The organism is Wolbachia endosymbiont of Rhagoletis cingulata, assembly GCF_048537655.1.
In the GTDB taxonomy this organism is placed as follows: Bacteria; Pseudomonadota; Alphaproteobacteria; order Rickettsiales; family Anaplasmataceae; genus Wolbachia; species Wolbachia pipientis.
Window position 1 is genome coordinate 772,924 of the sequence record NZ_CP175927.1, and the last position, 12,644, is coordinate 785,567.

The following is a 12,644-nucleotide window of genomic DNA, read 5'->3' on the forward strand; positions in this document are numbered from 1 at the left end:
TTTCCCCCATTACATTAATATATAGTTCATATACTATAGTTTTCTCATTGTTACGATCATGCTAACAATGGTGGGATTGGTAGGACTCGAACCTACGGCCAATTCGTTATGAGCGAACTGCTCTAACCGACTGAGCTACAATCCCTTTTATCAATATTTATAATACACACAAAAGCAAATTTGTCTATTAGCTTATTTCACTATCAACCCAACTTAGCAGATCATTTGTTGCACCAATTTTGCGTGCAATTTCCTTACCATCTTGAAATATAATCAAAGTAGGTATAGATTGAACCCCATACTTACTTGGCACTTCAGTCCCTTCATCTATGTCGAACTTGCAGATCTTAATCTTGCCTTTTCTGTCTTTAGCCAACTGTTCAATACGCGGCATTAGACTTTTACATGGCCCACACCATTCTGCCCAAAAATCTACCAGAACAAACCCTTTATAGTCAGTGACTTCAGATTTGAAATTTTGATCATTTACCGGTGTAATATCATCACTCATAAAATACCTAAACTTAAAACGATTGCTTGTAAAATATAGCGTATCTATTAGCAGTTAATCAACTAAATTCTTACCGCAGAGCTTGAAAAATTGCCCTAAAGTGTTTTGCACAAACAAAAAACTTCTATTACATCTGGTGGTTAAAGATATCCACGTTTTCCCAACCCATTAAGTCTAATTCAATACGAGTAGGAAGAAATTCAAAGCACTTTTGGGCCAATTCTTTTCTATTTTCACGCTCCAGCATTAAGTCTAGCTTTTCCTTTATCCTGTGGAGATACAAAACATCAGATGCAGCATAACTTTTTTGTTTGTCTGTTAAATTTTCATTTCCCCAATCAGAAGATTGCTGCTGCTTATTTAGTTTGGTATCAAGCAGCTCTAAGCACAACTCTTTTAAGCTATGATTATCTGTGTAAGTGCGAACTAAACGTGAAGCTATCTTTGTGCAATAGCACGGAAGTGCCCAAGTTTCCAAGTAATAACGTATTATGCTCACATCAAATCGCGCGAAGTGAAATATTTTAGTTATATTTTTATCCTCTAATATTTTTCTTAAATTTGGCGCTGTATAATCGTTCTTGAGTTGAACTAAGTGAGCGTTGCCATCATTAAAAGAGAGCTGCACAAGGCATAATCTATCTCTGCTATGAAGTAGCCCCATTGCCTCGGTATCAACAGCTATAGACCTTATATCATCTGGTATTGAACTAGCTGGCAAGTCGTCTTTATATAAAAATATTCCCATAAAATTAATACATTTTTTGGCACAATTGAAAACCTATGATAATCAAAAATGAGTCTTAAGTATACGAAAAGATCATAGAAGGAACCACGCAAATTTATGGGCTCTCACATTTTTCGTGTACACGGGGTTTACAAATCGCTGTATATGCCTATAATTAAGTAAATTTAGGTTAATTTAATTGCGGGAGTAGCTCAGTTGGTAGAGCGCAACCTTGCCAAGGTTGAGGTCGAGGGTTCGAACCCCTTCTCCCGCTCTTTGCTTTCAAAATCATTTCGTCAAAAATCCCTTGACAAACTCCGCCAGCTCCCTTATCATGATAGTGAAGCTATTGTATTTGCTTTCGCCAATCTGCAGATTAAAAGGTAAGGATTACTTAATGTATCGGCGTCTTATGTTCAATTTTTTGCAGTATATAGATACTGTATGTCTTTACAAAACTTCATCTACATCTAGATTTTTATCTAAATAAGCTGAACGCGCTTATAAAGCGTTACAAGACATCAAAAAATGCCAATACTCGACAGAGATAGTAAAAGACTAGCTAACTCGGGGATTCTTTGTCTTTTTTTCTGCTTAGTAAATTTCTTAAACGTTTGCAGCATAAGTTAGTTGCAATTAAAAGCAGCTGAACTTCGCTTGTCAAGCGTTTAAAACATAAAAAACGCCAATATTTTAAAGCGGATAATAACCACGGGGCTTCTTTTGCCTTTTTTTTCATTTGGTAAATTTCTTAATGTTTGTGGCTGAACGACAACCGTCATCCCGCTACTTGTTAGCGGGATCTCTTGTTAGCGGCTGAGATACCGCGAATGAATCGCGGTATGACGTAGGACTGGTGCGACCTGAAAGCCTTCGGTCATATTGTTTAAAAGGAGAGGAATTCATTCAGAAAGAAACTGAAAGGATTCTAAAGCTTATTGAACCAGATGTTTTGCCATCTGAGTCTACGCATCAGTGCGAATTGGGTAACCAGTTGGTGCCGAGCGACGCGGACAATGAACCTCCTCTTGATAAAGAAGATGCTCAATCGTGAGAGAAAGCATAAACTACAAGCATCATGTGGTTGGAGGGCTAGGCTTAGTGGTATGGTGAACGTAAGTGAAGCTTCATAAGTATCGTAACGATTAAAGAGCTAAAGATGCTGATAAGCTCCGACCAAAAGGTAATGTGGATGAGTTACATTTTTCATTTCTGGATGTACGCAAATAATAATTCCACCGGTATAGAGAAGCCACCTAACCCACTATTGTATGACAAAAGGAACAGGATAAGCCTGTATTTTCGCCTATATGGCAGGCAACCCGCAAGGAATGCTGATGGATGTGCAGGTAAAGGATAATGGAGAAAGCGAATGCCATTTTGTAACGAAATGGATAGAATTTGTAACATTAATTCGCGTGAAAACGAGCAGACTTCCATTTGGTCCCTCATGACAAGAAACTTTGTTAACCACTTAAGGTAGGAAAGCAGATGATTACAAGTACAACTGTAAGTGCACCTACCAATAACTCCGAAGCATGGAACCAGTTACCCTGGAAGAAATGCCAAAAAGTTGTTATGAGGCTACAGAGGCGTATTGTTAAGGCTGTCCAACAAGGCAGATGGGGTAAGGTGAAAACTTTACAACACCTTCTCACACGCTCTTTTAGCGGCAAAGCTTTGGCGGTTAAGAGAGTAACTGAAAACCAAGGAAAAAACACAGCAGGTGTAGATCGTCAAATATGGTCAACTTGCAACACAAAATTTCAAGGAATAAAGCTATTAAAACAAAGAGGATACAAACCTTCTCCGCTAAAACGGATATACATCAGTAAGTCTAATGGCAAAAGAAGACCTCTTGGAATCCCTACGATAAAAGATAGAGCCATGCAAGCATTATACTTGTTTGCTTTGGAACCGATAGCTGAAACGATCAGTGATCGTCACTCTTATGGTTTTAGACCAAAAAGATCCTGCGCAGACGCTACTGTGGCTTGTCACTTGTTACTGGCAAGCCGTAACCAACTACAATGGATACTCGAAGGTGATATTAAAGGGTGTTTTGATAACATTAACCATGAATGGCTCATGAAGCATATTCCTATGGAGAAGAAAATTCTTCATAGCTGGTTAAAAGCTGGCTTCCTAGAATCAAAAACTCTGTATTCCACAACTGCAGGTACCCCACAAGATAGTATCATCTCTCCAATACTAGCAAATCTAGCCCTAAATGGACTTGAAAAATCATTGGAAAGTCAATTTGGTAAACTTGGCAGTAAAAGAAGAAGCAAAATCAGAAGTGGAGTAAATGTAATCAGGTACGCAGATGACTTTATCATTTCAGGAATCACACGTGAAGTACTGGAAAATGAAGTAAAACCTCTAGTATCGTCCTTTCTTCAGGAGAGAGGTCTTATCCTTTCCGAAGAGAAAACAAAAATTACATCTATTACAACAGGGTTTGACTTTCTTGGTTGTAATGTACGCAGGTATAATAAGAAGTTAATTATAAAACCTTCAAAAGAAAGTATTAAGAAACTTCTTAATAAAGCACGTACATTGATAAAGGCAAACATAGCGAACACTCAGGCCGTACTAATCAAGTTGCTCAATTCCCTATTAAGGGGATGGGGAAATTACTACAGCCATGTGTGTGCGAAAAGAGCTTTTAACAAAATAGACCATGAAATTATGTGTGCTCTATGGAAATGGGCAAAGAAAAGACATCCTCGTAAAGGATTACGTTGGATAAAGAATCGTTACTTCAAGGTAATGAAACAACGCCAATGGGTCTTTGCTGCACCCATATGCAAGAACAAACCGAAAGAGATAAGGTATTTAAGACTGCTTAGGTTGATTGATATACCTATCAGACGACATGTTAAAATCAGGGCGGATGCAAATCCACTTGACTTAAAATGGAAAAAGTATTTTGATGAAAGAGTGAAACAAACAAAAATGTTAGCAAGCTCTTTCTCAAGAGAAGGTTCTCTACTGTTGGTGTCACCATTAAGAATGATGTTTTCTGAGGAATCATGAAGGACAAGCCGGTTCGAGAAAAGAAGGACTTAGATAAGGGGCTCAAGCGTAGTGTGGGGAAACCTGCATGCTGCGTTTCTAAGGGAGGGAGTAGTAGCAATACTACTTCCTTACCTAACCTGTCATTCCAGCGCGTGACGCTGGAATCCAGTTCTTATTACCTGGTGTAAAGTTAAGTTTCCTGGATCCCAGTGTCTGGGCACTGGGATGACAAGAAAGGAGCACTGGGATGACAAGAAAGAGGCTACTTGGATAACAGAAGAAGGAGGCTACTTGGACAACACCCTGACAACCATCATCCCGCTACGTGTTAGCGGGATCTGGAAATACCGCGGCGGTATGACGTAGGACTGCTGTCATTCCAGTCTGGAATCCAAAAAAGGATGATGTCATCCCAGTGCTTGACACTGGGATCCAGCTTCTGTGCAACCTCATCAAAAACATTCATTTAGTATAAACTTTCCATGCTAGTTTGCTTGCTTACAAGCAAACTTTCCTGGATCCCAGTGGGCTTTGTTGCATCGCTCAAGCGAAAAGAACTGGCAGTTACTGACAAAATTCATTATAAATAGCCATTTAACTGTTGAAGAAAAAATATGCCACAAAAAATGAGAGTCAGTAACTGCCATGAATATAACAAATTTCTCCAAGAAAGAGGAAGCATTTTTTGTTATATCAATGACGCCATAGAAAATTGGTACGAGAATTGTCCAAAAATGCAGGGCGGCAACTATATTTATAGTGATAAAGTTGTGATTTTGGTGCATATAATCGTCAGTTTCTTTAGAATTGGTTTAAGACAAACAGTCGGGTTTATAAAAGGGTATTTGCAACAAATAGGAAGAGATTTGCAGCTATTCACAAGCATCAAAAGAAACTTAATATTAAGATAAATGATTGCAGAATTGATAAAAATATAGCTCTTTCCATAAAAGTCCGGATGTGATAGGATAAGGGTAGATGATGATAAGGAGGTTGAATGCCAGCAGCATATAGTTATGATTTAAGAAAAAAAGCAATGGAAGCGCTAGACGAAGGAGAAAGCAGAGAAACAGTGGCAGCAAGATTTAAGATTGGACGAACTACTTTATGGGAGTGGCAGCAAAGAAGAAAAGAAACAGGAGACTTTCAATCAAAAAAACTTGGAAATGGGGGTTACAATCACAAAATTACCGACTGGGATACCTTTGCCAAATTTGCCAGAGAACACGGAGGAAAGACTCTATCGGAAATGGCTAAACTTTGGAACAACGTTAGTATCCAAACGATCTATCGAGCCCTTAAAAAAATTGGATTTACGCGCAAAAAAAGACATATGGATACAAGGAAAGAAACGAAGAAAAACGTGCTGAATTTTTGAAAATTATAGCGACAAAAGAACCTAAAAACTTAGTGTATATAGATGAGTCTGGCATTGATAACACCGAACTACGGATATTGCCAGAAAGGACAGCGGTTTTATGCCTTAAAATCTGGAAAGAAAACTCAACGAATCAGTATGGTTGCAGCCTTAAGTGGAAGAAAGATAGTTGTTCCGTTAACCTTTGAAGGCCACTGTAATATGGATGTTTTTAATGGATGGTTTGAGCAATTTTTGACACCGATCTTGGAACCTGGACAGACTGACCTTACCCAGAAAAAGTGGAGAGAAAGAAAGGAGTTTTTTCGGGTAAAATAAAATTTTGGAGGATTAGAAATGGCAAGAGAATATACGGCAGAATTCAAATTGGAAGCTGTTAAACTGGCAAATGAACAAAGAAAGGCAGGTCAAACAATTACAAAAATAGCAAAGGATTTAGGAATAAAGGGTGGTTTATTAGGAAAATGGATAAAGAAACACAACGAAAAAAAGTCGGCAGCAGATGCATTTCCAGGTAGAGGTAACATGGCTCCTTACGACAAAGAGAGGTTTGATTTACAAAGCAAGAGTAACAAGGGAAAGAGACATTTAAAAAAAAGCCCTGGCCAGTCAAAAAGAGTAAAATATTTTTTTATAAAAGAGCATAGTAACTGCTATAAAGTACAGGAATTATGTAGGATTTTCTGCTAGTGGCTACTATAAGTGGACCACAAGAAAAATAAGCAGTAGAGAATCAGCAAATAAAGAGCTACTCGCAGCTATTCAAAAAATATATCAAGTTTCTAAATGTAGATATGGAGCTCCTAAAATTCATGCTGAATTGAAGGCTTTGGGTAAAAGTTGCAACTTAAAAACAGTGCAAAGTATTATGCAGAAAAATGGTATTCAGGCTATATTGAGAAGAAAATTTAAAATTAAGAAACAACAAACGGACAGTAGCTCCCAATATATTAGACCAAAACTTTATTGTCGATCAACCAAATAAAGTATGGGATTACTTATATAAAAACCAAAGAAGGATGGCTATATTTGGCAACAATAATCGATCTATATTCACGCATGGTAGTTAATGAGCAGTTCAATAAATAAACAATTGGTTATGGACTCTTTATTAATGGCCGTTAACAAGCGTAAACCTGCCAAAAATCTACTATTACATAGTGATCAAGGTTCACAATATACTTCGCAAGGTTATCAATATCTCTTATCCATAAAAAACATAGATGAGTTATAAAGGTTGTTGTTACGACAATTCTGTTGTGGAAAGCTTCTTCAGTTCTCTAAAAAGGGAGTTACCAATAGACACCTCTCGGCACTCTAAACAGCATATCAAAACTGCTATATTTGAATATATAGAAATTTTTTATAACAAACAACGTCACTATTAACTATTGCATTCCTGAGCATTTTGATTCATCATTCTCTTTGTGAAAAACATTCCAAACTTTCTCTCCACTTTTTCTGGGTAAGGTCAGTCAAACCTCCATTTTTTTTATATCAATTTATTACTTTTTTTTCGATTTGACACACTTTTTTGAACATTCCCAACGAAAAAAGAAAAACAAGGTTTAATTTTCTTTTTTATTTGCGATTTATCTATTAATTAACCGTGAAAGGTTACGTGTAATGCTTCTTCACATAATTATCAATAATTGCCTTAAATTCTTCAGAGACATTATCACCTTGTAAAGTTTTGAAATATTTGCCGTTTTTGTAGACTGCTGAAACAGGTTTTTCTCCATATCCAGGTAAGCTGATTCCCAAATTTGCGTGTTTGCTTTCTCCAGGACCATTTACTATGCATCCCATAACAGCAATGTTCATATGCTCTACACCTGGATTTTTTTTCTTCCACATCGGCATATGAGTTTTTATATAGCCATTCACCTCTTCAGTTAATATACGAAAACGATCGCTACTCGTGCGCCCACAACCAGGACATGAATTAACCTGAGGGTTAAAGTGTCGCAAGCCTATAGACTGCAATATTTCCTGACACACCACCACTTCATTAGTACGCGATGCACCAGGACGTTGAGTCAAAGAAGCCCGTATTGTATCTCCAATGCCATTTTGCAATAAATAAGTAAGCCCTGCTGCGGTATTTACCACACCTTTATTGCCCATACCAGCCTCAGTTAAACCCAAATGCAGCGCATAATTGGAAGATTTTGCAAGTGCCATATAAACTAAAATTAAATCTTGTACTTTGCTAACTTTACATGAAATGATTATTTTGTTTGAATTTAGACCAATTTCTTCAGCTTTTTTTGCACTATCAAGAGCAGACATTACAAGTGCTTTGCGCAGTATAACATCAGAAGGCCTTGAATTACTAAGCGAAGAGTTTTCATCCATCAATTTTTGCAAAAGGTATTTATCAAGACTACCCCAATTTACCCCAATTCTAACCGGAAGATCGTGCATTATTGCATACTCTATCACCCTTTCAAACTTCTCATCACGTTTGTCGCCAAAGCCTATATTGCCTGGATTGATTCTAATTTTACCCAGCATTTTGATGTTGTCTGGATAATCTTGAACTAATTTATCTAGCTCATATTGACCGCAGCCTACCAATATTTTACCGTCAAAACCTTCTTTATTTATCTCTTCTACTATATAAGGTATTGCTCTTGCTACCTCCTCTGAGTTCAAGGCAATTCGCACCAATTCTGAACCTGTACGCGCTAGTTCTGTTATCTCTTTTGCATAATGTTTTGCGCTACTTTTTATATTATCAGCATCTATATGCACGCCAAGCGCCATAGATTGTACAACTACAGGATTATTTCCGCCTATCTTTACTTTTCCAACTTCTACAACATGAGTTTTGTGCCTGGAAATCTGCGATAATTCATATGTATTATCATTCAATATCAGGTCTTTATCTAGCATATTATTAATGGCCAATATTGTGATACTATTTTACTGTGTCAGCTACACTGCCAAATGAACTTGAACCATTCAAACTATAAGCATCTACGTTATCCAAATTAGCAATAGAATCATGTGAGCACGTTCTTCTTGATGGAGTTTCTTTTATAGTGACATTTATAGGAGAAACTTTCTTTTCTCGTGTTGAAGTAACTTTCTTCTCTTCTTGTTGTTCACTTTCATGCTGCTTATTTTCATACTGGAAAACTGACTCTTGATCTATAAATACAGCACCCCTTAAACGTGCGATATTAATACCATGCTGATTTATCATAGTGCTCTCTTCATCGTCGACTATGCAAGCTTCCATGTCATTTGGCTCATTATCAAGACTAGCAATTTTTTTCTCTTTTAATTTTTTGATTAGATCTTCTTTATTTATAGCTCGATCTTGTAATTTTTTTTTCTTGAGCAATTCCCTACGCTTCTCATACAGTTTATATGACTCAGCAAAATCCTCATCTGTATGAAAGTTTGCACCACCAGGGTTACCAGGAGGTATGTATCTCTTACTGAGCTTAGATTTAGCTTCAGCACTATGCACAGTAAAAAAGCTAGAAACCAAAAACATTAATATAAATAAAATTTTAGAAAAAACCCTAAGCATATGGTGCTATAGTAAATATCGTGTTTTAAAAGATAGCAATTAACAAACTTTAAGTAAACCAGAATCTTTACTAACTTTACAATACAAATATTTTTCTAAAAAGTGATATGTTTGCTATCAAAAAAACCTACGCAGACTAAGAGAAGAGTAAGGTGTTACAAGTTGCGTAACACCTTTTCAAGAAAAGTGTTATGCAGCTATATGTTTGCAACTTTTAAGTTATTCTGTAGTTTTTCAGTACCATCGGTAGTATCTACATTATTAAGTTTTGCGTCTGGCGTATCTTTAGATAAGTCGTTTTTTTTCTCTTTATCAAGCTTAACTCCCTGATAGATACAGAATGCAACAAAACTAGTTATTGCTATTGCGGCAACAGCACTGACTATGATACAAATTGCCATTATTTTTTGTTGATCTGCTACTGCCTCTGCAAGTGTTTCCACTTTTTCTTGCAGGCCGTTTAAGTGCTCTTGCATAGCTTGAAACTGCTTAGTACCAATCTTGTCTTCTAATGCACTAAAAACTTTTTCAAACTGCTCAACATCTATCTTTTGAGCTTCTTGCCATTCTTTTAATGCACTAAATACCTCTTCAAACTGTTTAGCATCTATCTTTTGAGCTTCTTGCCATTCTTTTAATGCACCAAAAACTTTTTCAAACTGCTCAGCATCAATTTGTTGACTTTCCTGCAATGCTGTTATATCTGACTCATCAAAGCCAAGTACCCATTTAGTTATACCCATTTTTAACCCCCTAGTTAATTAATATATTATAATTTTACATTCCAAATGTTTAAATTATTATTAAATCAATTGTCATTATGTATTGATCTTTTAATAATTTCGTTTGACTTGCTTTTTGAAAGTGCGAAAACTTAAATTAAGGTATTACAAGATTGTTATTCAACCAATATCTCTCTTTTCCCTGAGTAATTTGGAGCGCTGACAATACCTTCCTTTTCCATTCTTTCAACGATGTTTGCTGCTCTGTTATAGCCTATTCTAAGCTGCCTTTGAATGTAACTGGTTGAAACTTTTTGATCTCTTTGAATGATGGCCACTGCTTGGTTATAGAGGTCATTTTCTTCATCCTCCGTTTCATCGTGTGACTCTGTAGAAGAATTTTCATCTTCTTTAGTGATTTCCTCCATGTAGTTTGGCTCACCTTGCATTTTCAGATGATCAACTATATCTTGCACCTCATTATCACTTACAAATGGGCCGTGAACTCGAATGATCTTACCACCAGAGGCCATATAGAGCATGTCACCCATGCCGAGCAATTGTTCAGCCCCTTGTTCGCCAAGTATTGTACGGCTATCTATCTTAGAAGTAACAGCAAAACTGATTCTCGTTGGAAAGTTCGCCTTTATCACACCTGTGATCACATCCACAGATGGGCGTTGTGTTGCCATTATGATGTGTATTCCTGCAGCACGAGCCATCTGAGCTAAGCGTTGAATAGAGCACTCTATTTCTTTGCCGGCAACAAGCATCAAATCTGCCATTTCATCCACGATCACTACAATATACGGAAATGTTTCCATCTTGATTGGTATTTTTTCAAACAGAGGTTTGCCTGTTGTTGAGTTAAAGCCAATCTGCACAACGCGCTCCAATTCTATTCCACTATTCATCGCTTCTGTGATTCTTTGGTTATAGTTTATTACATTGCGCACATTTAAATAGGACATCATGCGATAGCGATTTTCCATTTCTTTCACTATCCACTTAAGAGCGACTACAGCCTTTTTTGGCTCTGTTACCACTGGCGTTATTAGATGCGGTATTGCATCATATATTGAAAGCTCAAGCATTTTTGGGTCGATCATTATCATCTTACATTCATCAGGACTTAATCGATAAACGAGTGAAAGAATCATAGTGTTAATCGCAACTGATTTACCAGACCCTGTGGTTCCAGCAACGAGCAAGTGGGGCATTTTAGTGAGATCTGCAATAACTGGTTTTCCACTTATTTCTTTGCCAAGCGCAATTGGGAGATTTAAGTTTGCATTTTGGTATTCTGGGGATTCAAGCAAATCACGCAGCATTACAATTTCCCGTTCCTTGTTCGGCAACTCTATTCCCATAGCATTTTGCCCACGAATTATTGAAATACGTGCAGAGAGTGCACTCATCGAACGTGCAATGTCATCTGCAAGGCCAATTACTCTTGCAGATTTCGTGCCAGCTTGTGGTTCAAGTTTGTACAAAGTCACAACCGGCCCATAGCATACACTGATAATTTTTCCTTGCACGCCAAAATCACTCAGGACTTGTTCCAGCAGAGATAAATTTTTATTGCTCTCCATTTCATTTAGCTGTTTTCTCTGCAAAGACTCTTCTGCTTTAGAAAGTAAATGGATACTTGGAAACTTAAACTCACTTAAAACCTCCTCGGTAGCTTTTTTCTGTCTTTCTTTTGGTTGTTGTTTAGTAGTGATTTTAGTTCTATGTTTTTCTTCTACTACTAATGGTGCAATTGAATACTCAGTAGTTTTATGTGATCTGAAGAATGGAACATTTACAAATAAGCAAGCTATTTTTTTACATAAGAAGAATAGAGAGTAAATTGTTCTCTTCCAACCAACAGATCCTACAAGACCTATTGATGTTACTATCACAAATATATAAAACGGGCAGTTATTAATTAGTGCATTCCCTATTATTCCACTGTGTCTGTACCTTGCAGTGATGCCTAGCGAAAGTTGTGGTAGTATAGCACATATCCCTAAATTGATTAATATTAAATAGAGAATTTTTAGCAGCCTTTTTGATGGCCTGAAGATCAACAAGTAAACTATGGTTGTAGCTATTGTAACACTAGTTAATCCAAGAAATTGAACCAATATATCAGCTAAATATGAACTTACTATTCCACCTAAATTTGTCACTTCCTCATTTGTAGCTGTGTTTAAGGAAGGATCTTTATAGTTATAGCTAAAAACTGATATATATATATATATTAAAAGGGATAGATATATTGCTGATTTTAGATATTTTTTTAACATCTACCTAAAGTAGTAAGCTACTGTATATTTTACAAAGTGAATTGTTATTAGCAATATCATTATAGATAAACCTAATCCGTTGAACGGTGGTATATATCTTCTAATAATCTTTAGTGGTGGATATGTCAATTGGTTCAAGATGTGCATTATGCTACTGACAGTTTCATTATATATGTTCACCATATTAAGTTTAACCAGCCAGTTTAGGACAACCCAACATATTAGAATGAAGCTATAAAGATCAAGTAACGTATTGAGTAGATATATGATTGGATGCATACATATCTATTACACGAAAGTTATATAAAAGACAAGTATTTAGCCTTTTCAAACTCAAAATGTTGTTTTTGCTGAACCAAAAAAAACTTCATTTTTTGAGCTGCGCAAAGCCACCTAAAGTAGAGAATGGACAAGGAAGGAGGGGTGTATAATATATATTAATGTTGATAT

Annotated in this window: 11 protein-coding genes, 2 tRNA genes and 4 pseudogenes; 8 read left to right on the forward strand and 9 right to left on the reverse strand. The window is 36.6% G+C overall.

The features are described 5' to 3' along the window. Positions 1-68 precede the first annotated feature (68 nt). The 3 genes from ACJZL3_RS03610 to ACJZL3_RS03620 form a co-directional block, all read right to left on the reverse strand. Positions 69-145: transfer RNA gene (locus tag ACJZL3_RS03610), tRNA-Ile, on the reverse strand. Between the two features lie 42 nt (positions 146-187). Beyond that, complete coding sequence (trxA, locus tag ACJZL3_RS03615; RefSeq protein ID WP_010962901.1) at positions 188-511, reverse strand: thioredoxin; 324 nt, start codon at positions 509-511, stop codon at positions 188-190. A gap of 127 nt (positions 512-638) precedes the next feature. Next, positions 639-1,259, reverse strand: coding sequence for a ribonuclease D (locus ACJZL3_RS03620; protein ID WP_010962900.1), 621 nt, complete (start codon positions 1,257-1,259; stop codon positions 639-641). 180 nt (positions 1,260-1,439) lie between these two features. Between ACJZL3_RS03620 and ACJZL3_RS03625 the strand changes: the two genes are divergently transcribed. The 5 genes and pseudogenes from ACJZL3_RS03625 to ACJZL3_RS03645 form a co-directional block, all read left to right on the forward strand. Next, positions 1,440-1,512, forward strand: a tRNA-Gly gene (locus ACJZL3_RS03625). A 582-nt stretch (positions 1,513-2,094) separates the two neighbouring features. Next, positions 2,095-2,292: a hypothetical protein gene (locus ACJZL3_RS03630; protein WP_419198957.1), complete on the forward strand. Its 198-nt coding sequence runs from the start codon at positions 2,095-2,097 to the stop codon at positions 2,290-2,292. 256 nt (positions 2,293-2,548) lie between these two features. Further along, entirely contained in the window at positions 2,549-2,692 is a 144-nt protein-coding gene (locus ACJZL3_RS03635; protein WP_173862902.1) for a hypothetical protein, read from the forward strand. A 37-nt stretch (positions 2,693-2,729) separates the two neighbouring features. After that, on the forward strand, positions 2,730-4,277 hold the full coding sequence (gene ltrA, locus ACJZL3_RS03640) for a group II intron reverse transcriptase/maturase (protein WP_419198958.1): 1,548 nt from the start codon (positions 2,730-2,732) through the stop codon (positions 4,275-4,277). Further along, positions 4,274-4,396: pseudogene (locus tag ACJZL3_RS03645) on the forward strand (transposase); the annotation flags it as partial. The gene ltrA and the pseudogene ACJZL3_RS03645, both read left to right, overlap by 4 nt. Positions 4,397-4,744: 348 nt before the next feature. Here ACJZL3_RS03645 and ACJZL3_RS03650 read toward each other — a convergent pair. Then, positions 4,745-5,044: a hypothetical protein gene (locus tag ACJZL3_RS03650; RefSeq protein WP_156768666.1), complete on the reverse strand. Its 300-nt coding sequence runs from the start codon at positions 5,042-5,044 to the stop codon at positions 4,745-4,747. Here ACJZL3_RS03650 and ACJZL3_RS03655 point away from each other — a divergent pair. The 3 pseudogenes from ACJZL3_RS03655 to ACJZL3_RS03665 form a co-directional block, all read left to right on the forward strand. Continuing rightward, positions 4,940-5,214: pseudogene (locus ACJZL3_RS03655) on the forward strand (transposase); the annotation flags it as partial. The gene ACJZL3_RS03650 and the pseudogene ACJZL3_RS03655 sit on opposite strands and share 105 nt — an antisense overlap. Positions 5,215-5,256: 42 nt before the next feature. Next, positions 5,257-5,901: pseudogene (locus ACJZL3_RS03660) on the forward strand (IS630 family transposase); the annotation flags it as partial. A 72-nt stretch (positions 5,902-5,973) separates the two neighbouring features. After that, positions 5,974-7,068, forward strand: a pseudogene (locus tag ACJZL3_RS03665) (IS3 family transposase). A 186-nt stretch (positions 7,069-7,254) separates the two neighbouring features. Here the strand turns inward: ACJZL3_RS03665 and ispG are convergent. From ispG to ACJZL3_RS03690, 5 genes are all read right to left on the reverse strand, one after another. Next, the gene (gene ispG / locus ACJZL3_RS03670) at positions 7,255-8,535 is read right to left on the reverse strand and encodes a flavodoxin-dependent (E)-4-hydroxy-3-methylbut-2-enyl-diphosphate synthase (protein WP_419198576.1); all 1,281 of its coding nucleotides are present in this window, start codon (positions 8,533-8,535) and stop codon (positions 7,255-7,257) included. Between the two features lie 25 nt (positions 8,536-8,560). Then, positions 8,561-9,181, reverse strand: coding sequence for a TRP75-related protein (locus ACJZL3_RS03675; RefSeq protein WP_070356736.1), 621 nt, complete (start codon positions 9,179-9,181; stop codon positions 8,561-8,563). Positions 9,182-9,378: 197 nt separating this feature from the next. Continuing rightward, positions 9,379-9,924: a hypothetical protein gene (locus ACJZL3_RS03680; protein ID WP_095742623.1), complete on the reverse strand. Its 546-nt coding sequence runs from the start codon at positions 9,922-9,924 to the stop codon at positions 9,379-9,381. Positions 9,925-10,079: 155 nt separating this feature from the next. Then, on the reverse strand, positions 10,080-12,194 hold the full coding sequence (locus ACJZL3_RS03685; protein ID WP_010962378.1) for an FtsK/SpoIIIE family DNA translocase: 2,115 nt from the start codon (positions 12,192-12,194) through the stop codon (positions 10,080-10,082). Further along, on the reverse strand, positions 12,195-12,473 hold the full coding sequence (locus ACJZL3_RS03690; protein ID WP_419198577.1) for a YggT family protein: 279 nt from the start codon (positions 12,471-12,473) through the stop codon (positions 12,195-12,197). Positions 12,474-12,644 lie beyond the last annotated feature (171 nt).